This is a genomic window from Campylobacter concisus, from assembly GCF_002913225.1.
GTDB lineage: Bacteria > Campylobacterota > Campylobacteria > Campylobacterales > Campylobacteraceae > Campylobacter_A > Campylobacter_A concisus_J.
Genome location: NZ_PPAW01000020.1, coordinates 98,276 through 120,708 on the forward strand (window position 1 = coordinate 98,276; position 22,433 = coordinate 120,708).

The window sequence follows — 22,433 nt, forward strand, 5'->3', positions numbered from 1 at the left end:
GGCAAAATGGACGAGCGTTTTGTTTCAAAGCTAAATTTAAATATTTTCTGTCTTAAAATTTACGCACTATCTTTATCTTTGCCTGGTGACAAAAGTGCTGGTAAGCTTGCTAAAAATATAAATTTAGACATTGCTGTGACGGCAGAGATTTTAGCTTCTAAAAAACTAGGCGAGATTAAATTTAACAAGCTTTCCAAAAGGTATGGCTTTTAAACAAAGCAGTGCGAAGAAATTTATGGCTTGTTTTTGATACTTGGCAAGCCTTGCATTAAAGAGTATGAGCAAATTTGGCAAGCAAATGAGTAGCTTTGATAAATCTGCTATAATTACTCCATTTTAAGGGAGCGAGATGAATAGTAGGTTGTTTTTTGGAATTTTTGTGGTTTTTGCTTTGGCTTTGGTGGTCTATCTCTTTAGACCATTTTTACTTGACATTTTTATCGCAGCACTGCTTGCAGTGTCCGTTTCTAACGTGCAGATCGCATTTTTGGCGCTTACAAAAAATCGCAAAACGCTCTCATCAGGACTTACGACATTTGCGCTTCTTTGCTTATTTATCGCGCCACTTATTTACGCCGTCATCGAGATCGCAAAGTACGCAGCTGGATTTGATATAAACAACGTCACAAAGACGATCGAGTTTATCAAAAACTACGACTTTAGCCTGCCAGAGCCGATAAATTTCTTAGAGCCAAAGATCAAGGAATTTGTAGGTGGGCTTGATATCAAGATGCTATTTTCGCAAGTCGCTACTAATCTCGCGAGTCTTGGCAGGCTAAGCTTTAGATTTTGTGTTGACATGATCATCATCCTAGTCTTTTTTTTCTTTTGCAACCTTTACGGCAACGAACTTATAAGCTACCTAAAAGAGGTGCTTCCCCTTAAAAAAGAGGACACTGAGTCGATACTAAGCGAGGTTGGCAACGTAATGGGTGTCGTTTTTTACTCAACCATTGTAAATATGATCATTCAGGGCTTTTTATTTGCCATCATAACTAGCTTTTACGGCTATAATGGCATGCTAACTGGCATCTTTTTTAGCTTTGCTTCACTTATCCCAGTTGTTGGTGGCTTTTTGGCATGGGTGCCTATTAGCATCTATGAGTTTGCAAATGGCAACACAGCAGCCGCTATCACGATCACACTTTACACTATTATCGTGATCTCATTAGGCGCTGATACGCTGCTAAAGCCGCCTATCATTAAATTTATAAACTCAAAATTAGTCAAGATACCAACAAAGATAAACGAGCTACTCATCTTTTTTGCGATGATAGCTGGCATAACGACGTTTGGCTTCTGGGGCGTCATACTAGGCCCTGCGATCGTGACATTTTTTATCTCAACGATCAAGCTTTACACGCTTTTGCGAGAGAGAAATTTCGTATAAAATAGGGGCAAGATTGATATATGAAGATAAATTTATAAGAGTTGAGCGCGAAGAGAACGAGCTTCCGTGGGTGAAAATTTTTACTGCTAAGCCCTACCGCGAGCTAAGTGAGTGTGATGAAGCGAGTAGAGCTAGGCTTTTTGAGGCGATGCTGGTTGCTGAAAAGGCGATGCTTGAGTTTTATAAACCAACTAAGATAAACATCGCAAGCTTTGGAAACTACGTGCCACACGTGCATATTCACGTCATTGCGAGATTTGAAAAGGACGCGTTTTTCCCAGATAGCGTTTGGGCTAGTCCAAAGAGAAAAAGCGAGCTTGAGCTGCCGAAATTTGACGAATTTGCTAAATTTTTAGAAAAAAAACTAAGGCTTAGTTTTGAGTAAATACAAAAAATATTTTAATATTTATATCGTTTTAGTCGTTTTTGCGCTGCTTGGTAGCCTTTTTTACTTTCTTTATAGCTCATACATGGCTGAAAAAAAGCAAAACAATATGCGTGTCTTTTTTGACTACCATGTAAAGCAGCTAAACAAAAGCATCGATGATGAGAAATTTTCATCAATGGCGATCTCGATCCTGCTTGCCCAAAATGAGTCTATACAGATGTGCTTGCTAGGTCAAAACCGCGATGAGTGCGTAAAAAACATCGAAAATTTGACAAAAACTCTTGGCGCAGCGTCGATGTATAACAACATCAAGCTTCATCTTTACGACAAAGATCTAAAAAGCTACGTAAGAAGCTGGGATCTAAACAGATATGGCGACATGATTGCTAGTGGCAGGTTTTTAGTCCAAGAGTCAAGGCGTCAAGATAGGCCCATGGTTGGCATCGAGGCGTGGTATGCTGGAGTGCATATAAGAGCTGTTTCAAATGTGATGCATGAGGGCAAAAACATCGGTAGCATCGAGGTTTTGCTAAACTACGACTCGCTTGGAAATTTCTATAAAACGCAAGGCATAGACCTTTTCGTGCTCCTATCAAAAGATAAGATGCCAGCACATAAAAGCGCGCCAAGTGATCAAATTTTAAGTGATTATTACATCGAAAATTTAAGCAGTGCAAATTTAAATATAGTTGGAATTTTGCGTGATATCAACCTTAAAAAGTATGAATTTTACGTATACAAGACGCACTATTTTTGCGTTGTGCCGCTACTTGATGCTAGCAACACACAGATAGGTTACTACGTCCTTCACGTAAATACCGACGAAAAAGAGCGAAACATCTCGCAAAACTATCTTGAATCAGAAGAGCTTTTTTAAATTTAAAAATTTTGCTCTAGCGCTTTGGTGCTGCTAGAGCTTTTTGCAGAGTTTTTATGGGCTGCTTTTAAATTTGGAGTATAAATTTAACCCTGATACGAAAACTCTTCGCTTGGGAAAATTTTGTTTTTTACCTCGTCAGTGTAGCTTTGCACGCCTTTTCGCACAAGAGCGGCTCCGTCAAGATAGCGCTTAACAAATTTTGGCTTAAAGTCCTCGAAAAATCCCAACATATCAGACCAAACAAGCACCTGCCCATCGACATCCGCCCCAGAGCCTATGCCCACAACTGGCACACGAACCTGCCTTGTTATCTCGCTTGCTACATTGCTAAGCGTGCCCTCAAGCAGTATGCCAAACGCGCCAGCTTGCTCAAACGCCAAAGCCTCTTCAACTAGCCTTTTTGCCTCAAGCTCGCTTCTGCCTTTTATCTTATATCCACCCTCAAATTTATAAAACTGCGGCTTTAGTCCGATGTGAGCCATCACGTTTATGCCCTCTTCGCATAGGCGTTTTACTAAATTTGCCTGATGCATGCCAACTTCAAGCTTTACCGCATCGGCATTTGTCTGCTTGAAAAATTTCATCGCATTTTTAATCGCTTGCTTTTCGTTTGTGTAGCTGCCAAATGGCATATCAGCTAGGATAAAAGTCTTTTTAGCCCCAGCGCAAACGGCCTTTGTGTGATAAAGCATGGTGCTCATATCAGCACTTAGCGTGCTCTCTTTCATGTTAAAGCTCATATTTAAACTATCGCCAACAAGGATAATATCAGCGTAATCATCAAAAATCTTCGCAAATAGCGCATCATAAGCAGTTATCATCACGATAGGCTCAACGCCTTTTTTGTTTTTTATATCATTGATGGTTAGTTTTTTCTTTACGGTTTTTTCATCTTTCATGGCTAAGTCCGGTAAATTTTGTGATAATGCTAACAATTTTATCAAAATTTTGCTACAATTACGCCAATTTCTTAAGGACATGAAAATGGGTATATTAAAAAGGCTTGAAGTCGATTATTCTTACGATATAGTTGAGGAGTTTCTCTCTCACTACACTTTGATGTGCGATTTACTAGAGCCTTTGATAATAAATTTAGGAAGAGCTGACAAGTATAAGGAGAGCATTTTAGAGCTTTCTAGGATCTTTCACAATATCAAATCAGCAGCAGGTTTTATGCATCTTGACCCGATCTTAAAGCTGACAACCTTGGCTGAAGAGGTCGCTCAAGAGGCTAGAAGCTTAAAAGGTCCAGCAAATGATAAATTTATAGATTGGTTGCTGCTTATTAGCGATCAGTTTCATAAATACAAAGGTGATGTCGAGAAAGACCTAGAGTATTTTAGCGTCCTTGAGCCAAAGATCATTGACGTACCTGCAAAGCTTGACTAAACAATCCAACTAAACCATTTCATTTTTTATGGGAGCGACTTGGCTTCGACAGGAGCAGAGTGTGTACGGTGGCACGTCGCTTTGAGCAAAGCGTAAAAAGCTCAAATTAAATTTAAACGCAAATAACGTTAATTTCGCTCCTGCTTACGCTAAAGCTGCGTAAGTTCAGTTGAGCCTCGCTTTGTCTCATTCTAGCTAGGATGTAAGCGAGTAATTTAGCTAGAGTAGGCCAGCAAAGTGACTGCTTGCTAGCTGAAATTTTAGTCTTAGTCTAAATTTTGGTTTTGGAAAGTGAGCCTTTTTAGATGAAATTTTCACTTTTGCTAAGCGTGTAGAGGCTGTATGGATTTTGTTTTTGGACAGGGGTTCGATCCCCCTCGCTTCCACCATCTTACTTTAAAATTCTCTTAATTTTTACTCACTTTTAAAACAATATAAACTAAAATAACACAACTCATATAAACAAAGGAGAGGGATATGTTTTGGGGATTTGATTATGCTTACGATTTTAACGAAGGCTTTGCTCGGGTTCAAAAAGATTACAAATGGGGTTATATAAACACCAAAGGTGAGCAGATAGTAGAGTGTAAATTTGATGATGTTTGGTTTTTTCACGAAGGTCTTGCTAAGGTTCAAAAAGATGGCAAATGGGGTTATATAAACACCAAAGGTGAGCAGATAGTAGAGTGTAAATTTGATGGTGCTGACGATTTTAAAGAAGGCTTTGCTGCTGTTCAAAAAGATGGCAAATGGGATTATATAAACACAAAAGGATGTTTTGTCATTTTTGACGAAAGCAAAAATGAGATAGAGGTGTTTGATAAGGCTATAGACAGGTCAAATAACACTTTCTACTTATCACGGCTAGGTGATAAATTTGGACTTTTGGATGAAAACTTTAATGTCGTTATCAAAAATAGCATTTATGGTAAATTTGAGGTGATTCAAAGGATAAATAAAACTACTTTTTTGATAAAAATAGCAGAGAGAGAACTCTTTGTGGATAGCGAGGGAAATTTCAGATAAGCTAACTACAAAAAGCTTTGCCAGCCAGTTAAATTTAACTTGGCTGGCTTTTTATCTAAGCTTTGTCTCGAAAAATGCGTTAAAAAGTGAGTTTATGCCTTGCTTTGTAAATTTCTCCATTATCTTTTCGAGCTGCGGTTTTTCTTGCCAGACGGGCTCATCTACGAGGCTTATTTTAGCTAGCTCGTTTTGAGCGTCTATGTAGCTACCAAGGCTATCTATTAGCCCCACTTTTAGGGCATTGTGCGCTAAAAATACCCTTGCATTTGCCCACTCGTCTTTTTTCTTGATATCTAAATTTCTAGCCTCCGCCACGTCGCTTACAAAGAGCATATAAGCGTCATTTACGAGCCCTTGTAAGCTCTCACGCTCCTGCTTGCTCCAGCTCCTCATAAAGGTGCCAGCCTCTTTAAACTCGCCAGCCTTCACCACCTGCTCGCTCACGCCTAAATTTTTGGCTAAATTTTCGATGTTTGCCCCTTGCATGATGACGCCTATCGAGCCGATGAAAGCGCCAGGGTTTGCGATGATGGCGTCGGCATTTACGCCAGCGTAGTAGCTACCACTTGCCATGTTGCCAGCTGCGTATGCGAGCACTTTTTTGCTCTCTTTTAGCCGCTTGACCGCCATAGCTAGCTCCACGCTCGGGCTTAGCGCGCCGCCTGGGCTGTCGATGTAGAGCAGCACGCCTTTGATGTTGCTATCCAGCCTTGCCTTTTCGAGCGCATCTAAAATTTCGCTAGTATCCACTATCGTGCCGGTGATGTCTATGCGAGCTAAATTTGGCTCTTTCATCTTGCCATCTGGCGCAAAAATAAAAAATAAGATGAGTAAAAATATAAGTGCCTTAAAGTAGTTATTTATAAATTTAAAAATTCCTAAAATTCCTCTAAAAATAAGCCTTAAAATTTGCAAATTTTGCCTCCGATATATAGTTTTTTAGCCTCGTTTGTATGAAGTATGAGCTGAAGTATTAGCTCGCTGTCATCGCACTCTAGGTCGTTATAGACGGCAAGATCAGCCACGCGTCCTGCTTTTATCTCGCCGTTATTTGTCCTAAGCGCCTTTGCGCCACCATGAGTTGCAGCGACAAAAAGCCTAGTGGCAAGCTCGTTTAGATCAAGGCTGGCGTGGGTCAAAAGGGCGGCTCTTAGTTCATGCCAAAAATTTAGGCTGATATTTGAGCTAAGCCCGTCTGTGCCGATGTTTAGACTGACGTTGTTTTTGAAAATTTCTTTTAAATTTAGTGCCTTTTTGCCAAGTAGTCTATTTGAAACGGCGCAGTGTGTCACGCTGTGATGAGGCTTAAATTTAGCAAAATCGCTCACATAAACGCAGTGCGTAAAGAGAGTATTTATCTCACGAAACATCGTAAAGTAGCTCTGCGCGTCATACATCGGTTTTGGATCTGGGCTAAATCTTAAAAGGTGCTTTTTAAAGCCACCGCTGCCACGTTCTAGCCACTGCTTTTCAGCCTTGCTCTCTAAAAAGTGAGTGCTAACAAGCAGGTCATCTTTTTTAGCGATCTCAAGGGCGGCTTTGGCGAGCTTTGGATGCACAGAGTAGGGCGAGTGCAGCGAGATGGCTGGGGTGAAATTTTGGCTTTTATAGCTCTTTGTTTTTTCAAATTTAGCTAAGAAATTTTGCAAATTTTGGTTAGCCATCTGCTCATTTGAGCCTAAAATTTCACTAAAAAGCACGACTTTTAGCGGACTAGCGGCTAAAATTTCAAGCTCCAAGCCAAAGCTAGATATCTCGCCAATGGTACAAACTCCGCTTTTAAGTAGTGAATTTATCGCTTCATTCATCGCTTTTTTAGCGTCCATTTTGGCTAGCTCGCCACCTTTATCGACGATAGAGCCAAGCCATTTTATAAAATCACCATATTTTAGTGTGCTAACGTTTGAGCTAAACTCCAAATGAACGTGCGTGTTTATAAAAGCTGGGGCGATCACGCTCTCACCAAAGTCGCAAATTTTTGCCTCTTTAAATTTCTCAATCGCTACTTTTTCGCTTAAAATTTCTAAAATTTTATCGTCCTTAATGACAACACAAGCATTTCTTAAAATTTTTGGATTTTCTCCGCCGGTGATTATTTTTTTTGCTTTTAAAATTTCCATTTCTAGCCTTAAATTTTTGTTATTGTAGCGAAAATTTAGGAACGAAAATGTATAATTTGGGCTATTTAATCAAAAAGGAGTGACATGGATAAGAAGCTAAAAATAATGGTTATCCAAGGCCCAAATATCAACATGCTTGGCGCTAGAGAGCCAGGAATTTACGGCGTTATGAAGATGGAGGATATCCACTCTCAAATGAAGATCGTTGCCGATCAAAATGACGTTGAGATCGAGTTTTTTCAAAGCAACCTTGAGGGCGAGCTAGTCGATAAGATCCAAGAGTGCTTGGGCGATGCTGACGGCATCATCATAAATCCAGCCGCTTACACTCACACCTCTATCGCTATCCGTGACGCGCTAAGTGCGGTTGCGCTGCCGGTTATCGAGGTGCATATCAGCAACGTTTATAGAAGAGAAGAGTTCCGTCACAAAAGCCTTATCGCACCAGTTGCAGCAGGCCAGATCGTGGGCTTTGGACCAGTTGGCTATCATTTGGCGATGATAGGCATGCTTCAAATTTTTGAGCAGATAAAAGCAGTAAGAGCAAATCAAAACGCACAATGAATTTCATCTTAAAGGACGAAAACGCCGTATTTTACGAGTGTGGTTATAGCTGCGACAATGAGTTTTTGCTGTGTCTTGATGGCGTGAAATACTTTTTCACGGATGCGAGGTATTATTTCGAGGCAAAAAGCTGCGTAAATGCAGGCGTGGTCGTTCTTTTGGCGCAGAGAAATTTAATAAACGAGGTTAGGGCATTTTTAAGAAAGATGAAGCCAAGTAGCCTTGTTTTTAACCCAGATGAGCTAAGTCTAAGCGAGTTTAACGCGCTTAGCAAGGGTTTTAAGATAAATTTCAAGCCAAAGGCAAATTTCTCTAGGCTAAAGAGAATTTGCAAAAGCGAAGATGAGGTAAAAATTTTAAAAAAGGCTAGCGAATTTGGAGCAAAATGCTTTGATGAATTTGCTAAATTTGTGCGTGAAAATGGCGAAGGGATGAGCGAAAAAGAGCTTCATTTCAACGCCTCGCTTATCTTTAGGCAAAAAAACGAGCTAGGTCTTAGCTTTGATCCGATCGTGGCGATAAATGAAAATGCCGCAAAGGCGCACGCGCTGCCTGGGGATAAAATTTTAAAAAGGGGTGATTTGCTGCTACTTGACGCTGGAGTGAAATTTAATCGCTACTGCTCTGATCGCACCAGAACTGCTTGCTTTGATGAAAATTTTAACTTCTCAAAGGAGCAAAAATTTAAAAACACCAAGATTCAAGAAATTTACGAGATCGTAAAAGAGGCTCAGGCTGCTGCGATAAAGGTCGCAAGAGCTGGCATTAGGGCGTGCGAGATAGACCTTGTGGCAAGAAGTGTGATAGCAAAGGCTGGATATGAAAAGGCCTTTTTTCACTCGACAGGACATGGCGTGGGTGTCGATATACACGAGCTTCCAGTCATCTCAGCAAGGAGTGAAACGCTCATAAAAGAGGGCATGGTCTTTAGTGTGGAGCCTGGAATTTATCTAGAAAATGAATTTGGCGTGCGCATCGAGGACGTGGTGGTCGCAAGAGAAGGTGGGTGCGAAATTTTATGAGGCTAGCTGGAGCAAGAAAGATCGTAAAAAGCCGTTTTTGCCCTAGTTTTTTTCAAAAAAGAGATGAGTTTAAGTATGAGGCGCTAGTTGGCATGGGTGGCAACATCGGCGATAGTGCAAAGAGGTTTGATAAATTTATAAGAGCGATTAGTGAAGATAGGCGTTTTCATGTGGTTGAAGTCTCGCCGATCCTTATAAATGCGGCGTTTGGTTACGAAGCGCAGGATGATTTTAGTAACGCTGTTATAAATTTACAAACATCTATGAGCCCTAGAAATTTGCTAAAAATTTTGGGGCATTATGAGAGTAAATTTAAGCGCGTGAGGACGTTTAAAAATGCGCCACGCACGCTTGATCTGGATATTTTGTATTTTAGTAAAAAAGTCTATAAGACGCCGCGCCTTATCGTCCCGCACCCAGGGGCTAGTAAGAGGCTCAGCGTGATCGTGCCACTAGGGCTTATGAGAGGTTAAAGGATATAAATGGCTACAAAATTTCATACTTTTACAGGCGAGAGCACCATAGAGGCTTTGAAAAAGGCTCAAGAAGCGTGCGGCGAGAAGGCCATACTCGTCACTACAAAGCAAATTCAAGCCAAAACGATAAACAAAAAGCCGCTTTATGAAATTTTAGTAAGCGTCGAAGAGGACGAGGTAAAGCAGCCGCCAAAGCCAAATGCAAAAGCAATAAACTATGAAAATGCCTACTCTAAATTTAGTAAAAACTATGAGCCACCAAAGCCAAAATTTGAGATAAAAGAGGAGCCTGCTAAATTTGAGGCAAAGACGACGTCGCCTGAGCCTTACGATCCAAATGAGAGCGTGCTTTTAAACATCTCAGACGTCGCAAAAGAGATAAGCGCGATCGCAAATGTCGATATGAACGAGATAAAAGAGCCAAGCACAAATGGCATGAATAAAAAAATAGACGATGTAGCAAAGCAAGTAAGCGTGCTAAGCGAGAAAATAGGGCTGATAACTGACATGATCTGGGACGAAAAAGCCCCAAATCGCAACAATCTCTCGATCCCGCCAGAGTTTGCTAGTATCTACAAGCTCGCAAAACAAAGTGGCATGAAAGAGGAGCATCTAGAGGCGATCATGCAAACGACGCTTGAAAATTTGCCAGTCTCTATGAAAAGCAACCCAACCGCGGTAAAAAGGTACTTCTACTCACTTTTGCGAAATATGCTGCCATGCAGAAAAGAGCTAAATGATAAAAAACAGCGCATAATGATGCTAGTTGGCCCAACTGGAGTTGGCAAGACGACGACTCTTGCAAAGCTTGCGGCTCGTTTTGCTTACGGCAACGAAAAGCGCTATAAAACGGGCATCATCACGCTTGATACGTACCGTATCGGAGCGGTCGAGCAGCTATTTCAGTATGCTAAGATGATGAAGCTACCCATCCTTGACGTGATAGAAGTCGAGGACTTTCAAAACGCCATAAAGCAGCTTAGCTACTGCGATGTAATACTAATCGACACCACTGGAAATTCGCAGTATGACAAAGAAAAGCTTGAAAGACTTGATAAATTTTTAAAGCATAGCGGCGCAAAGATCGATGTAAATTTAGTCCTTTCGGCTGGCTCAAAGGTCGAGGATCTGATAGAAATTTATAATGGATTTTCATTTTTAGAGATCGACACTTTAATAATCACAAAATTTGACGAGACTAAAATTTTTGGCAACGTCTTTTCGCTGATATATGAGACAAACACGCCAGTTAGCTACTTTAGCGTGGGTCAAGAGGTGCCTGATGATCTTGTGGAGGCAAAGAGCGAATTTTTAGTAGAGTGCGTGTTTGACGGCTTTACAAAGCAAAAGGCTAGCGATGAATAACCAAGCGCAAAAACTACAAAATTTAGTCCAGTCTCAAAATAAGGCTAAAAATACGCATTTTATAGCGATCACAAGTGGCAAAGGCGGCGTTGGCAAGAGCACGATAAGTGCAAATTTAGCAAATGTCTTGTCGCAAAATGGCTATAAAGTAGGGCTTTTTGACGCTGATATCGGCCTTGCGAACCTTGATGTGATCTTAAACGTCAAAATGGGCAAAAACCTGCTTCACGTGCTAAAAGGCGAGTGCAGTCTAAAAGATATCTTGATACCTATAAATAAAAATCTCATCCTCATCCCTGGCGAAAGCGGCGATGAAATTTTGAAATTTAACAATCAATTTTTATTTGAGAGATTTTTAGATGAGGCTAGCGAGCTTGATGGGCTTGACTTTTTGATCATCGACACTGGAGCTGGCATAGGCGGCAGTACGCAGCTCTTTTTAGAAGCGGCAGACGAGGTTGTCGTGGTGACTGTGCCTGACCCTGCGGCGATAACCGACGCGTACGCGGTCATAAAGATCGTCTCAAGGTTTAAAAATAGCGAGCTTTTGCTTTTAAATATGGTAAAAAACGAGGCTGAGGCCACTAGAATTTATGAAAATGTAAAGCGAGTGGCAAATGCAAATATCGGGCCTAGTTTAAATTTAGAGCTAATTGGCTACGTGGCTTCTGATAAGAGCGTGGCAAGGAGCATAAAGCAAAGGACACTCTTTACAGATGACGAAGCTTACGGCTCTGCTAGCGTGCAGATCAAGCAGATAGCTTCGAATTTGCTTTATAGGTTGGAACGAAAAGTGCTTAAAGATGAGCAAAGCAGGAGCTTTGGGGGCTTCTTTAAGCGTTTGATAGAACAATTTTAATGGAGATTGAGCTTTGCGTGCAGAAAATTTTATAGCATTTTTTACGGTTTGTGGATTTTTCATAGGCATAGTTTTTACCTTGCTAAAGGTGAGCGAGCCTATCGAAATGCTCGTTTATACGCTAGTTATTACCTTATTTTTCTACCTTATAATTCACATCGTGATAATGAACTACGTCGATGTAAAAAGGACTTTGAAGAAATTTTTTGACAAGCAAAGACATGAGGAGATCGCGGACTATCTCATCTCTGAGCTAAACGTTAGGGAAAAACGGATGGAAAATATCATGCTAAAAGTAACCACCGAAAATTTAGACTCTGGTAAGCAAAATGTACGAACTAAAGCAAAAGCAGCTTAACGCTTATAAAAGCACCATTAAAAAAGAGCAAGACGAGATCGTCTTAAAATACATGCCAGCTCTGCGCGCTATGGCGTTTAGGCTAAAGGAGCGCTTGCCTTCAAGTATCGACGTAAACGACCTTATAAGTGTTGGCGTTGAAGAGATGATAAAGCTTAGCAGGAAGTATGACAAAGAGCAAAACGACTCATTTTGGGGATATGGCAAAAAGAGAATTTATGGCTCAATGCTTGACTACCTAAGAGCGCTTGATGTCGTTAGTAGAAGCGATAGAAAGCTAGTAAAGAGCATAAATACCGAGATAGATAACTACTTTAACACACACGAAGAAGAGCCAAGCGACGAGTATCTGGCTGATAAACTAAATGAAGATATCGAAAAGATAAGAGAGGCAAGGGGGGTTAGCGGCATCATCACCATCTTGCCAATAGACGAGCAAATGGAGCTAATCGGTCAAAGCGATGTTGAAAAAAGCGTAGAAAAAGAGGATCTTATCTTAAAGATTGAAAGTGCGTTAAAAGACTTTGATGAGCGTGATCAGATGATAGTTCAGCTTTACTACTACGAAGAGCTAAATTTAAAAGAGATCAGCGAGATAATGAACATCAGCGAGAGTAGAATTTCACAAATTCATAAACGTTTGCTTGATCGCATCAGACGCAGCTTGGGGGTTTAATGGCTGATATTTTAAGTCAAGAAGAGATAGATGCGCTACTTGAAGTCGTCGATGAAGACGGCGATACGAGCAATATCGAGATAGAAGAGAGCCCACAAGGCGAGCAAAAACAGATCATTATCTATGACTTCAAGCGTCCAAACCGCGTCAGTAAAGAGCAACTTCGCGCGATAAAAGGTATCCACGACAAGCTTGCTAGAAATTTAGCTAGTCAAATTTCAAGCGTTATGAGAAGTATCGTAGAGCTTAGGCTTCACAGCGTCGATCAGATGACATACGGCGAGTTTTTGATGAGTTTGCCAAGCCCAACTAGCTTTAACGTCTTTTCGATAAAGCCACTTGATGGAAACTGCATCTTAGAGATAAATCCAAGCATAGCATTTCCTATGATAGACCGCTTACTTGGCGGAACTGGTGAAAATTTCGAGGCAAACAGAGAGCTAACTGACATCGAGGTAAATTTACTTGATGCGGTGCTTAGGATGATCATGCAGCGCCTAAAAGAGAGCTGGTCGATGATAACTGATATGTATCCAAATGTCGAGGCAAAAGAGAGCAGTCCAAACGTCGTTCAGATCGTATCTCAAAACGAGATCGTCATCATGGTCGTCATGGAGATCATCGTTGGTGGCTCAAGTGGCATGATAAATTTATGCTATCCAGTCATCTACCTAGAGCCGATCCTTTCGCGCCTTGCAAACAGGGACATCATGCTTGGCGAAACTAGCGCTAAAAAGAGTAGAAACAAAGAGCTAAAAACTCTAATAGGTCGTGCTGAGGTGCTTTATGAGGCGATCCTTGGTAAATCAATCGTTAGCGTAAATGAGTTTTTAAATTTAAAAGAGGGCGATATCTTAAGGCTTGATAGAGGAGCTGATGATAAGGCGATCGTTTGCATCGATAAAAAAGAGGTATTTTTGGCTGAAGTTGGGCTTCATAGATTTAGAAAGTCTATCAAGATCGAGCAGCTAATCCGCTCTGACAAAGACGAGATCAAACACATCCTAGAAAAATACGAAGAAGAGCGAAAAGCAAAACTAATGGCATACGACGAGGCCAACGAACACAACAACGAAGAAGAGAGCGAAGATAATGACGAATGAATTTTTTAACATCTTTTCAAATGAGTTAAAAGCGACCATCGAAGGGCTAACTGGTAGAGCACCAGAGATCGGCGAGAGAAATGAATTTGACGCGCCTGCGCAAAATGGCATAAAACCGCCAGTTGTCATGGCTAGCGTGACATTAAGTGGCGACATCAATGCAAAAGCTGAGATCGCCTGCACACCAGTGCTCATAAGCGCAGTTAGTGAGTGGATGATGGGCGAAGAAGAAATTTCAAAAAATGAAAATCTCGGTAGCGACGAGCTTGACGCTGCAAAAGAGATATTTTCAAACCTTTTTAGCGCCTTTAGCACCTCTCTTGGAGCGCAAAAAGGCATGCCAAAGATCAGCTTTGAGGTGATAAATGTAAATTTCTTAGATGAAAACTCATCGCTTGATTTTAGCGTTTTTGAAAAGCTTTTTTTGTTTAACATAAAGATCGAGGATCTAAATGAGCATGTGGCTTTTGTCTGCGATCACACGCTTATGAGATTTTTTGAGCCAGCTAAAAGCGAGCCAGTAGATGCTGCAAAAGCTGCAGCCGCTCCTCATGCACTAAAGGGCGAATTTAGCGCAGAAGAGATGAGAAATATCGGCCTTATCATGGACGTTAGACTTCCAATGCGTGTTCGCATCGGCTCAAAAAGGATGCTCTTAAAAGATGTGCTCACTATGGATATAGGCTCAGTCATCGAGCTAAATCAGCTAGCAAACGACCCGCTTGAAATTTTGATAGGAGATAAGGTGATAGCTCTTGGCGAAGTTGTCATAATAGACGGAAATTTTGGCATCCAGATCACTCAGATAGGCTCAAAACGCGAGAGGCTTCAGCAGTTAAAATAATGAATGAATTAGTAAATGATCTCTTAAAATTTCCAAGCATTTTAAAGTATAAAAACAAAAATGTAACCTTCTTTGGCTCGGCTAGGTTTGATGAAGAAAATTTCTACTGCAAAAAGGCATACGAGCTAGCTTACAAGCTAAATAAGCTAGGTTTTGCCATTTTAACTGGTGGCGGGGACGGCATAATGAGAGCGGCAAATAAGGGTGCATTTGACAGCGCAAAGTCCCCTAGCGTCGCACTAAACGTGAGGCTGCCGTTTGAGCAAAATACAAATCCATACGTCACCGCAAAATATCTCTTTTCAAATTTAAGCCCAAGAAAATTTGCCCTAACTGATAGCTCTATCGCATTTGTCGTCTTTCCTGGCGGCTTTGGCACGCTTGATGAGCTGTTTGAAATTTTAGTACTTGCTCATGTTGGCAGCAAAAAAGTGAAAATTTTTCTTTATGGATGCGAGTTTTGGCAAGGGCTTGATGAGTTTATACGAAAGACGCTGATCCCTCAAAAAACGATAAACGAAGAAGATTTAAATTTGTATAAAATCACCGATGATATAGAGCTTATCGTAAGCGAAATTTTGGCTATTTAAAAATAAGATATAAAATATCGCCTTTAAATTTAAAAAAGGTAAAAATATGAAAATAATGGTTGCAATGAGCGGCGGCGTAGATAGCACTATGACGGCTAAATTTCTGCAAGAGGCTGGACATGAGGTGCAAGGCTGCTACATGATGCTTCATCAAAAGCCAGGATATCACGAAGAAAACATCAGAAAAGTCAAAAAAGTGGGCGAATATCTTGGTATCAAGGTGCATATCCTCGATCTGCAGGATAAATTTAACGAATATGTCTATGACCCATTTGTCAGGCTCTACAAAGAGGGTAAAACGCCCAATCCTTGTGCCTTGTGTAATAAATTTATAAAGCTTGGAGCGCTACTTGACTTTGCAAAGGCAAATGGCTGCGAGAAGCTTGCTACTGGGCACTACGTGCAGGTGGTTGATGGTTTTATAACCTGCGCCAAGGATCCTAGCAAGGATCAAAGCTACTTTTTAGCTCAGGTGCCAAAAGAGGTGCTAAAAGATGTCATTTTCCCACTTGGAGATAAATTTAAAAAAGATATAAAAGAGCTAGCAAGAGGCGTAAAAGTGCTTGAAGAGTTCGCTACTCAGGCAGAAAGCAGTGAAATTTGCTTTGTGGAAAATACCTACATCGAGGTTTTAAACAAGCACTACAATACAAATTTACCAGGCAACGTGGTCGATAAAGACGGCAATATCATCGGCCGCCATCAAGGCTACATGCACTACACTATCGGCAAACGCCGTGGTTTTGAGGTTTTTGGCGCTCATGAGCCACACTTTGTCATCAAGATAAACGCTGATAAAAACGAGATCGTTGTCGGCACGAAAGATGACCTTGCTCAAAAGGTGGTCGAGCTTGAAAACGTAAATTTATTTATAGATGAAGATAAATTTGAGTGCGAAACAAAGATAAGGTATAGAAGCCCTAAGCTTGAGGCTTTTGTAGAGGTTGATAAGGATAACAAAACCGCAAAACTAACGCTAAATCAAAATGCACTTGGCGTAGCGCAAGGTCAGCTTTGCGTGATGTATGATGGTGATCGCGTCATCGCAAGTGGCTTTATAAAGAACTAAGCGCCTCTTTTATCACCTTAACGTGGCTAAATTCTGGCTCTTTGACAGCAGTTAGAAGCGCCACGTTTTTATACTCTTTTTCTAGCTTTTTAAGCTCTTTTAGCCCCTCTTGCTCCTCTTTGCCATTTAGCTCTTGCCTAAATCTTTTGCAAAACTCATCAAACCTAGCCTCCTTATCCTCGTGAAACCATGACCTTAGCTCGTTTGATGGAGTGACTGATTTTAGCCAGATGAAGCTAGAAAAGATCTCTTTTTTCACGCCTCTAGGATATAGTCTATCGATAAAGACACCTTTAAAACTCTCGTCGTCGCTTTTAATAAAGTTGTAAATTCTACATATCTTAAACATGTTTGTTATCTTAGTCCTCATAAATTTATAAATATAAAATGGTTTAAAAATTTGGTGTAAATTTTGCCTTTTGGAGTATAAAATTTGGCTAAAATTAGTTGGTAAATAAATTTAAATTTAAAGCTCATTTTGATAAAATCACAACATAAAAATCACTAAAAAAGGTTACTATTATGAGAGGCTATAAAATTTTCTCAGGCACCGCAAACATCGAGCTTTCGAAGAAAATTTCGCAATATTTGTCGCTTCCACTTAGTGAAGCTAGCATAAAAAGATTTAGCGATGGTGAGATCAGCGTGCAAATCGGCGAAAGCGTGCGTGGAAAAGATGTTTTTGTCATCCAGCCAACATGTGCCCCAGCAAATATAAATTTAATGGAGCTTCTTATCTTAACTGATGCCTTAAAACGCAGCAGTGCAAGCTCTATAACAGCGATAGTGCCATACTTTGGCTACGCTAGACAAGACAGAAAAGCAGCCCCTAGAGTGCCTATCACTGCAAAACTGGTGGCAAATATGATGCAAACAGCTGGCATCGACAGAGTCGTTACTATGGACCTTCACGCAGGTCAAATTCAAGGATTTTTTGACATCCCGGTAGATAACCTTTATGGTAGCATTGTCTTTAACGATTACGTAAAAGCTAAAAATTTACCAAATCCAGTTGTTGCAAGCCCAGATGTAGGTGGCGTAGCTCGTGCTAGAGCTTTGGCGAAAAATCTAAATTTGCTAGATATGGTCATCGTTGATAAACGCCGTGAAAAAGCAAATGAGAGCGAAGTGATGAACGTGATAGGCGATGTGAAAGGCAAAGATGTGATCTTGGTCGATGATATGATCGACACTGCTGGCACAATCGTAAAAGCGGCTGAAATTTTCAAAGAGCGCGGCGCAACTAGCGTAATGGCGTTTTGCACGCACCCAGTGCTTAGCGGACCAGCTTATGATAGGCTAAAACTTGGCTTTTTAGACGAGCTAGTGGTGACTGATACGATCCCGTTAAAAGAAGAACTCCCTTGTATAAAAGTGCTAAGCACAGCTTCACTATTTGGCGAAGTGATACGCCGTGTTTATCACAACGAAAGCGTAAATAGCTTGTTTTAATATCATCCCAGCTTTGTCTGGGATGCTCCTTTTTGCCAGATAAGCTCAATTAAAATTAATTAAACATAAGCCTCTAAATTTAAGGAAAAAACTATAAAATACCCCCCTTTTTAAATTTCACAAAAAAGGGTTTTTATTGCGTAAAATATTTGAGAGAATTTTGCTTGCAAGCAACAGTTTCACGCTTTTTCCGGTAGTCTTTGGACTTTTAGGTGCGATCGTGCTTTTCATCATCGCAAGTTATGATGTCGGCAAGGTGCTTTTAGAGGTTTATAAATATTTCTTTGTTGCAGATTTTCATGTTGAAAATTTCCACTCAGAAGTCGTTGGCGAGATCGTTGGAGCGATCGATCTTTACTTGATGGCACTTGTTCTTTATATATTTAGCTTCGGAATTTACGAGCTTTTCATCTCAGAGATCGCGCAGCTAAAGCAGTCAAAGCAGAGCAAGGTGCTTGAAGTGCATTCGCTTGATGAGCTAAAAGACAAGCTTGGCAAAGTGATCGTAATGGTCTTAATCGTAAATTTCTTCCAAAGAGTGCTTCACGCAAACTTCACAACTCCGCTTGAGATGGCCTATCTCGCGGCTTCTATCCTCGCACTTTGTCTTGGACTTTACTTCCTTCACAAGGGAGATCACTAAAATTTTAAGCGTTTTTACGCTTAAAATTTCTCCTACATCTTTTCTTTAGCTATTTTTGGATAATATCCATTTAAAAATTTAAAGGAAATTTGATGATTTTCATAGACGCTTGCCTTAAAAAACCTACGCCATACACGCCTGTTTGGATGATGCGCCAAGCTGGTAGATATCTACCAGAATATATGGCTGTAAGAGCTAAAGCAGGGGACTTTTTATCACTTTGCAAAGACTATAAAAAGGCTAGCGAGGTCACGCTTCAGCCAGTTGAAATTCTTGGTGTTGATGCGGCGATTTTATTTAGCGATATCCTTGTCGTGCCACTTGAAATGGGCATGGATCTGCGTTTTGAAAAGGGCGAGGGACCAGTTTTTACAAAGCCTTTGCGTGATGAGGCAGCTCTTGATGCACTTAGCATCGAAAGATCGGTTAAAAGCTTAGCATACGTCTATGACACGATCAAGCTTACAAGAGAAAATTTGGCTAAAGATAAGGCGCTCATTGGCTTTTGCGGCGCGCCGTGGACGATAGCTACATATATGATAGAGGGTGGCGGCAGCAAAAACTATGCGGTCTGCAAAAAGATGCTCTATCAAAATCCAGAATTTTTACATCAAATTTTAGAAAAAGTGACGCAAGCACTCATCCTTTACGTCAAAGAGCAGATAAAAGCTGGCGTAAATGCCGTGCAAATTTTTGATAGCTGGGCGGCTGCGCTTGAGGAGCAGGCATATTTTGAGTTTGGATTTAACTACATAAACAAGATAGTTGATAGCGTAAAGGCTGAGTTTCCAGAGATCCCGATCATCGTTTTCCCAAAAGGTATCAGTGGCTATTTGGATAAAATTTCAGGTAAATTTGACGTTTTTGGCGTCGATTGGAGCACGCCGATCGAGCTAGCAAAAGAAAAACTTAGCCCAAGATACGTCCTTCAAGGCAACATGGAGCCAACAAGGCTATATAGCAAGAAGGCGATCGATGAGGGCGTGGATAAAATTTTAAGCACAATGAAAGGCGCACCGCACATTTTCAACCTTGGTCATGGGATCTTGCCTGATGTGCCAGTTGAAAACGCAAAATATTTCATAAAAGAGGTTCAAAGAAAAAGTGCAAGATAGCACTATTGTCTTTGGGCCCATAAATTCTCGCCGTTTTGGCATGAGTCTTGGCATCGATCTAAGCCCAAAGCAAAAATCATGCAATTTTGACTGTGTTTATTGCGAGCTAAAGGGAGCAAAGCCAGTTGAAGAGATAGAAAATCCACCAAGCGTTAGTAAAATCATAAGTGCTTTAAAAGAAGCGTTAAAAGTTCATCAAAACATCGATGTCATCACGCTTACAGCAAATGGCGAACCAACTCTTTATCCGCACTTAAAAGAGCTGATAGTAAAAGTAAATGAGATAAAGGGCAGGGCAAAAACTCTTATCTTAAGCAATGGCTCAGGTGTGAGGTATCAAAAAATTTGTGAAGCGCTATATGGGCTTGATATAGTGAAATTTAGCCTTGATAGCGCCGTGCAAAGCACATTTAAGAAGATAGACCGCAACAAAAGTGGCATAGAAGTAAATGAACTTATAAAAGCAATGGCTAAATTTCGCAAGGAATTTAAGGGCGAGCTTGTGCTTGAAATTTTGGTCGTAGCTGGATTTAACGACAAAGAAGAGGAATTTATGGCGCTTAATGAGGCTATAAACGAGATAGCTCCGCACCGGGTGGATGTGGGCACGATAGATCGCCCGCCAGCTTACAACGTAAAAGGCGTTGATACTAGCAGGCTTGAAGAGCTTGCAAGTAAGATAAAAGGCGTGCCAGTCACCATAGCTAGGGCTCACAAGATAGAGCAAAAGTATGAATTTAGCAAGAGTGAAATTTTAGCCATGCTAGAGCGCCGCCCGCAAACTACGGCAAATGTAGAAGAAAATTTCTCAGAGCACTCAAAGCAAATTTTAAACAAGCTCTTGCAAGATGGCGCAGTTTATCAAACTGACGTTGCTGGCGTTAAATTTTATAAATTAAGATGATAGATGAAGCGAATTTTAACTATACAAGACATCTCGTGCGTGGGTAAATGCTCGCTCACCGTCGCACTTCCCATAATCAGCGCCCAAGGCATCGAGGCGTGCATCTTGCCAACGGCACTGCTCTCAACTCACACTGGCTTTAAAAATTTCACTTTTCGTGATCTAACTGATGAATTTGACGCTATAACGCAGGTTTGGCACAAAGAGGGCATCAGCTTTGATGGAATTTACACTGGATTTTTAGGTAGCTTTAGGCAGCTTGAGCTTATAGAGAAGGTCTTTGCTGAATTTGATAGCGACTCTTTGCTAAGGCTTGTAGATCCTTGTATGGGCGATAACGGCAAGCTTTATCACGGCTTTGATGAGAAATTTGTGGCAAAGATGAGGGAACTTTGCACAAAGGCTCACGTCATCACGCCAAACATAACTGAGGCAAGTTTTATGTGTGGCAAGCCATTTTTGAGCGAGGGATACGGCGAGGATTACATTTTAGAGCTGCTTGATGGCTTGGCTAGTTTTGGTGCGCGAAAGATCGTTTTAAAGGGCATTAGGTATAGGCAAAATGAGTGTGGCATCATAGCTTATGACACAAAGACGAAAGAAAAAGTGGAGTATTTTCACGAATATTTGCCGTTTCATGTAAGTGGCACTGGAGATATCTTCGCTTCAGTGCTTTTTGGCTCGCTCATAAATGGCGAAAGCATGCAAAATGCTATCAAAAAGGCAGCAAATTTTGTGCTTGAGAGCATCAAGATCACGCTAAAAGATGATAATCGCACAAGATATGGTGTGCAGTTTGAAAAACTGCTTAGAAATTTTTAGCACTTTATGGCAGGGAGTGATTTAAATTTGTGTCATTATAACCCCACAAAGTGACATAGTTAAAACAAAATTTCATATTTATTTAAATTAATTTTACTTTTATATAAAAAGTTGAATAATTACGCAAATATTGATCAAGGAGTGATTTATGAAGTCTTTAAGGATTAAAATTTCTGTTATTTTGACAGCTGTGATCGTGCTGCTACTGGTTGGTGTTAGTATCATTAGTTACAACATAGCTCGCAATCTATATACAGAAAAAGTTGTGAAAGATGAGCTGCCACTAGCTGTCTCTAACGTTGCAGGTGAGATCGGCTACGCTATAGATAAGGTCATCAACACCTCTTATCAGATGACCAAAAACGACTATCTTCTAAAGTGGATCGACGAGGGCGAGCCAAAGGACGGATTAGCAACGCTTTTTAACTACAACACCGACCTTATGAAGGCGTTTAACCTATCAACGGCGATGTTTGTCTCTGATAGAACACTAAATTACTACACAAATGACAAAATTTTAAAGCAGCTTAGCAAGGACAATCCACGTGATAGCTGGTATTTTGATGTTAAAAATGGCAAAGAGATAAATTCTCTAAATATCCAAGTCTCAGAAGCCACTGGCTCGCTAACACTTTATGTAAATAGCAAGGTTGAAAAAGACGGCAAATTTTATGGCGTCAGTGCGATAGGTATGAACCTTGATGACATCGTAAATTTAGTCACTTCAAAAACCATGGGTGAGGGCAGTAAATTCCTAATGGTTGATTCAAGTGGCATCGTAAAGATAGAAAAGAGCGACCGGGTTGGCAAAGTAAATGTAAAAGATGTCCTTGGCAAAGAGAAATTTGATGTCTTGATGAATAAAAATGGCGGCGTCATTCATCACTTTAACGGCACGAGAAATTTGATAATTGGCTCAAAATATATCCCTAGCCTTGATTGGTACCTATTTGGCGAGATGGACGAGGATGTGCTTTTAAAAGATTTGCATACGCTATTTTACTCAGCTATCGGCGTTATCTTAGCAGCGATCATCATCTCTGTGATAGTGTCACTTCTAATGTCTTCTTACCTCCTAAAAATCATCCTCAAACTAAAAACAGGCCTACTATCTTTCTTTGATCTACTAAATCACAAGACAAACAAAGCAGAGCCTATAGATATAAGATCTAAAGATGAATTTGGTCAAATGGCAGAGCTAATAAACAAAAACACAAAGGCCATTGAAGATGGCATGAAAGATCAAAGTATCTTCATCCAAAAAGCCAACACCTTTGTAAATGAGATAAAAGATGGCAACTATGAAGCAAGCTTAGAAGCTGATACAAACAACCCAGCTCTAAATCAACTAAAAAGCACATTTAAAGATCTACAACTT

27 protein-coding genes and 1 other RNA gene are annotated in these 22,433 nt (G+C 40.6%); 24 read left to right on the forward strand and 4 right to left on the reverse strand.

Features of this window, described 5'->3' with window-relative positions; genetic code table 11:
* The first annotated feature begins 6 nt into the window (after positions 1–6).
* From CYP26_RS04980 to CYP26_RS04995, 4 genes are all read left to right on the forward strand, one after another.
* A complete protein-coding gene (locus CYP26_RS04980) occupies positions 7–213 on the forward strand; it encodes a hypothetical protein (protein ID WP_103630612.1) in 207 nt (68 codons plus the stop codon).
* Positions 214–349: 136 nt separating this feature from the next.
* Complete coding sequence (locus tag CYP26_RS04985; RefSeq protein WP_103630613.1) at positions 350–1,390, forward strand: AI-2E family transporter; 1,041 nt, start codon at positions 350–352, stop codon at positions 1,388–1,390.
* A 13-nt stretch (positions 1,391–1,403) separates the two neighbouring features.
* Positions 1,404–1,775, forward strand: coding sequence for an HIT family protein (locus CYP26_RS04990; protein ID WP_103630614.1), 372 nt, complete (start codon positions 1,404–1,406; stop codon positions 1,773–1,775).
* Positions 1,768–2,655, forward strand: coding sequence for a cache domain-containing protein (locus CYP26_RS04995; RefSeq protein ID WP_103630615.1), 888 nt, complete (start codon positions 1,768–1,770; stop codon positions 2,653–2,655). The genes CYP26_RS04990 and CYP26_RS04995 overlap by 8 nt, the downstream gene beginning before the upstream one ends.
* 86 nt (positions 2,656–2,741) lie before the next feature.
* On the opposite strand, the gene panB is transcribed toward CYP26_RS04995, so the two are convergent.
* Complete coding sequence (gene panB, locus CYP26_RS05000; RefSeq protein ID WP_103630616.1) at positions 2,742–3,557, reverse strand: 3-methyl-2-oxobutanoate hydroxymethyltransferase; 816 nt, start codon at positions 3,555–3,557, stop codon at positions 2,742–2,744.
* 85 nt (positions 3,558–3,642) lie between these two features.
* Here panB and CYP26_RS05005 point away from each other — a divergent pair, with 85 nt between their 5' ends.
* From CYP26_RS05005 to CYP26_RS05015, 3 genes are all read left to right on the forward strand, one after another.
* Positions 3,643–4,047 carry a phosphorelay protein gene (locus tag CYP26_RS05005; protein ID WP_103630617.1) on the forward strand — a complete coding sequence of 135 codons (405 nt, stop codon included), beginning with the start codon at positions 3,643–3,645 and terminating at the stop codon, positions 4,045–4,047.
* Between the two features lie 30 nt (positions 4,048–4,077).
* Positions 4,078–4,436, forward strand: a transfer-messenger RNA (tmRNA) gene (ssrA, locus tag CYP26_RS05010).
* An 88-nt stretch (positions 4,437–4,524) separates the two neighbouring features.
* Positions 4,525–5,073 carry a WG repeat-containing protein gene (locus tag CYP26_RS05015; protein WP_103630618.1) on the forward strand — a complete coding sequence of 183 codons (549 nt, stop codon included), beginning with the start codon at positions 4,525–4,527 and terminating at the stop codon, positions 5,071–5,073.
* 51 nt (positions 5,074–5,124) lie between these two features.
* Here the strand turns inward: CYP26_RS05015 and sppA are convergent, their stop codons facing one another.
* On the reverse strand, positions 5,125–5,988 hold the full coding sequence (gene sppA / locus CYP26_RS05020) for a signal peptide peptidase SppA (RefSeq protein ID WP_103630619.1): 864 nt from the start codon (positions 5,986–5,988) through the stop codon (positions 5,125–5,127).
* Positions 5,976–7,193, reverse strand: coding sequence for an aminofutalosine deaminase family hydrolase (gene mqnF, locus CYP26_RS05025; RefSeq protein WP_103630620.1), 1,218 nt, complete (start codon positions 7,191–7,193; stop codon positions 5,976–5,978). Before mqnF ends, sppA begins: the two co-directional genes overlap by 13 nt.
* An 84-nt stretch (positions 7,194–7,277) precedes the next feature.
* Here mqnF and aroQ point away from each other — a divergent pair, with 84 nt between their 5' ends.
* The 11 genes from aroQ to mnmA are packed head-to-tail and all read left to right on the forward strand — an operon-like array spanning position 7,278 to position 16,119.
* Complete coding sequence (aroQ, locus tag CYP26_RS05030) at positions 7,278–7,757, forward strand: type II 3-dehydroquinate dehydratase (protein ID WP_009294223.1); 480 nt, start codon at positions 7,278–7,280, stop codon at positions 7,755–7,757.
* Positions 7,754–8,779, forward strand: coding sequence for an aminopeptidase P family protein (locus tag CYP26_RS05035; RefSeq protein ID WP_103630621.1), 1,026 nt, complete (start codon positions 7,754–7,756; stop codon positions 8,777–8,779). The genes aroQ and CYP26_RS05035 overlap by 4 nt, the downstream gene beginning before the upstream one ends.
* Positions 8,776–9,252, forward strand: a complete 477-nt coding sequence (folK, locus tag CYP26_RS05040) for a 2-amino-4-hydroxy-6-hydroxymethyldihydropteridine diphosphokinase (RefSeq protein ID WP_004317550.1) — start codon at positions 8,776–8,778, stop codon at positions 9,250–9,252. The genes CYP26_RS05035 and folK overlap by 4 nt, the downstream gene beginning before the upstream one ends.
* Positions 9,253–9,261: 9 nt before the next feature.
* Positions 9,262–10,620 (forward strand): flagellar biosynthesis protein FlhF, encoded by a 1,359-nt coding sequence (gene flhF / locus CYP26_RS05045; protein WP_103630622.1) that lies wholly within the window; start codon positions 9,262–9,264, stop codon positions 10,618–10,620.
* On the forward strand, positions 10,613–11,479 hold the full coding sequence (locus CYP26_RS05050) for a P-loop NTPase (protein WP_103630623.1): 867 nt from the start codon (positions 10,613–10,615) through the stop codon (positions 11,477–11,479). The genes flhF and CYP26_RS05050 overlap by 8 nt, the downstream gene beginning before the upstream one ends.
* Before the next feature lie 13 nt (positions 11,480–11,492).
* Positions 11,493–11,837 carry a hypothetical protein gene (locus tag CYP26_RS05055; protein WP_012140116.1) on the forward strand — a complete coding sequence of 115 codons (345 nt, stop codon included), beginning with the start codon at positions 11,493–11,495 and terminating at the stop codon, positions 11,835–11,837.
* Positions 11,809–12,513 (forward strand): RNA polymerase sigma factor FliA, encoded by a 705-nt coding sequence (locus tag CYP26_RS05060; protein ID WP_103570278.1) that lies wholly within the window; start codon positions 11,809–11,811, stop codon positions 12,511–12,513. The genes CYP26_RS05055 and CYP26_RS05060 overlap by 29 nt, the downstream gene beginning before the upstream one ends.
* Positions 12,513–13,616 carry a flagellar motor switch protein FliM gene (gene fliM / locus CYP26_RS05065; RefSeq protein ID WP_012140115.1) on the forward strand — a complete coding sequence of 368 codons (1,104 nt, stop codon included), beginning with the start codon at positions 12,513–12,515 and terminating at the stop codon, positions 13,614–13,616. Before CYP26_RS05060 ends, fliM begins: the two co-directional genes overlap by 1 nt.
* Entirely contained in the window at positions 13,606–14,460 is an 855-nt protein-coding gene (gene fliY / locus CYP26_RS05070) for a flagellar motor switch protein FliY (protein ID WP_103630624.1), read from the forward strand. The genes fliM and fliY overlap by 11 nt, the downstream gene beginning before the upstream one ends.
* Entirely contained in the window at positions 14,460–15,050 is a 591-nt protein-coding gene (locus CYP26_RS05075; protein WP_103630625.1) for a TIGR00730 family Rossman fold protein, read from the forward strand. Before fliY ends, CYP26_RS05075 begins: the two co-directional genes overlap by 1 nt.
* 16 nt (positions 15,051–15,066) lie before the next feature.
* Entirely contained in the window at positions 15,067–16,119 is a 1,053-nt protein-coding gene (gene mnmA, locus CYP26_RS05080) for a tRNA 2-thiouridine(34) synthase MnmA (RefSeq protein ID WP_258031421.1), read from the forward strand.
* On the opposite strand, the gene CYP26_RS05085 is transcribed toward mnmA, so the two are convergent.
* Positions 16,106–16,468: a DUF488 domain-containing protein gene (locus CYP26_RS05085; RefSeq protein ID WP_103630627.1), complete on the reverse strand. Its 363-nt coding sequence runs from the start codon at positions 16,466–16,468 to the stop codon at positions 16,106–16,108. The two genes, mnmA and CYP26_RS05085, sit on opposite strands and share 14 nt — an antisense overlap.
* 173 nt (positions 16,469–16,641) lie before the next feature.
* Between CYP26_RS05085 and CYP26_RS05090 the strand changes: the two genes are divergently transcribed.
* The 6 genes from CYP26_RS05090 to CYP26_RS05115 all read left to right on the forward strand — a co-directional run.
* Positions 16,642–17,571, forward strand: coding sequence for a ribose-phosphate pyrophosphokinase (locus CYP26_RS05090; RefSeq protein WP_021084389.1), 930 nt, complete (start codon positions 16,642–16,644; stop codon positions 17,569–17,571).
* A gap of 136 nt (positions 17,572–17,707) precedes the next feature.
* Entirely contained in the window at positions 17,708–18,214 is a 507-nt protein-coding gene (locus tag CYP26_RS05095) for a YqhA family protein (protein WP_103630628.1), read from the forward strand.
* Positions 18,215–18,306: 92 nt separating this feature from the next.
* The gene (gene hemE / locus CYP26_RS05100) at positions 18,307–19,329 is read left to right on the forward strand and encodes a uroporphyrinogen decarboxylase (protein WP_103630629.1); all 1,023 of its coding nucleotides are present in this window, start codon (positions 18,307–18,309) and stop codon (positions 19,327–19,329) included.
* Positions 19,319–20,233, forward strand: a complete 915-nt coding sequence (locus CYP26_RS05105; protein WP_103630630.1) for a radical SAM protein — start codon at positions 19,319–19,321, stop codon at positions 20,231–20,233. The genes hemE and CYP26_RS05105 overlap by 11 nt, the downstream gene beginning before the upstream one ends.
* Before the next feature lie 3 nt (positions 20,234–20,236).
* Positions 20,237–21,055 (forward strand): pyridoxamine kinase, encoded by an 819-nt coding sequence (locus CYP26_RS05110; RefSeq protein WP_103630631.1) that lies wholly within the window; start codon positions 20,237–20,239, stop codon positions 21,053–21,055.
* A 148-nt stretch (positions 21,056–21,203) separates the two neighbouring features.
* Positions 21,204–22,433: cache domain-containing protein (locus CYP26_RS05115; RefSeq protein WP_141090082.1), on the forward strand; the 1,230-nt coding region annotated here is incomplete at its 3' end.

What these genes read in the sequence shown, in the direction of transcription:
- CYP26_RS04980 (WP_103630612.1), top strand. Translation starts at nt 7, where the DNA reads ATGGACGAGCGTTTTGTTTCAAAGCTAAATTTAAATATTTTCTGTCTT.
- CYP26_RS04985 (WP_103630613.1), top strand. Translation starts at nt 350, where the DNA reads ATGAATAGTAGGTTGTTTTTTGGAATTTTTGTGGTTTTTGCTTTGGCT.
- panB (WP_103630616.1), bottom strand. Translation starts at nt 3,557, where the DNA reads ATGAAAGATGAAAAAACCGTAAAGAAAAAACTAACCATCAATGATATA.
- CYP26_RS05005 (WP_103630617.1), top strand. Translation starts at nt 3,643, where the DNA reads ATGGGTATATTAAAAAGGCTTGAAGTCGATTATTCTTACGATATAGTT.
- CYP26_RS05015 (WP_103630618.1), top strand. Translation starts at nt 4,525, where the DNA reads ATGTTTTGGGGATTTGATTATGCTTACGATTTTAACGAAGGCTTTGCT.
- mqnF (WP_103630620.1), bottom strand. Translation starts at nt 7,193, where the DNA reads ATGGAAATTTTAAAAGCAAAAAAAATAATCACCGGCGGAGAAAATCCA.
- aroQ (WP_009294223.1), top strand. Translation starts at nt 7,278, where the DNA reads ATGGATAAGAAGCTAAAAATAATGGTTATCCAAGGCCCAAATATCAAC.
- CYP26_RS05035 (WP_103630621.1), top strand. Translation starts at nt 7,754, where the DNA reads ATGAATTTCATCTTAAAGGACGAAAACGCCGTATTTTACGAGTGTGGT.
- folK (WP_004317550.1), top strand. Translation starts at nt 8,776, where the DNA reads ATGAGGCTAGCTGGAGCAAGAAAGATCGTAAAAAGCCGTTTTTGCCCT.
- flhF (WP_103630622.1), top strand. Translation starts at nt 9,262, where the DNA reads ATGGCTACAAAATTTCATACTTTTACAGGCGAGAGCACCATAGAGGCT.
- CYP26_RS05050 (WP_103630623.1), top strand. Translation starts at nt 10,613, where the DNA reads ATGAATAACCAAGCGCAAAAACTACAAAATTTAGTCCAGTCTCAAAAT.
- CYP26_RS05060 (WP_103570278.1), top strand. Translation starts at nt 11,809, where the DNA reads ATGTACGAACTAAAGCAAAAGCAGCTTAACGCTTATAAAAGCACCATT.
- fliM (WP_012140115.1), top strand. Translation starts at nt 12,513, where the DNA reads ATGGCTGATATTTTAAGTCAAGAAGAGATAGATGCGCTACTTGAAGTC.
- fliY (WP_103630624.1), top strand. Translation starts at nt 13,606, where the DNA reads ATGACGAATGAATTTTTTAACATCTTTTCAAATGAGTTAAAAGCGACC.
- CYP26_RS05075 (WP_103630625.1), top strand. Translation starts at nt 14,460, where the DNA reads ATGAATGAATTAGTAAATGATCTCTTAAAATTTCCAAGCATTTTAAAG.
- CYP26_RS05085 (WP_103630627.1), bottom strand. Translation starts at nt 16,468, where the DNA reads ATGTTTAAGATATGTAGAATTTACAACTTTATTAAAAGCGACGACGAG.
- CYP26_RS05090 (WP_021084389.1), top strand. Translation starts at nt 16,642, where the DNA reads ATGAGAGGCTATAAAATTTTCTCAGGCACCGCAAACATCGAGCTTTCG.
- hemE (WP_103630629.1), top strand. Translation starts at nt 18,307, where the DNA reads ATGATTTTCATAGACGCTTGCCTTAAAAAACCTACGCCATACACGCCT.
- CYP26_RS05110 (WP_103630631.1), top strand. Translation starts at nt 20,237, where the DNA reads ATGAAGCGAATTTTAACTATACAAGACATCTCGTGCGTGGGTAAATGC.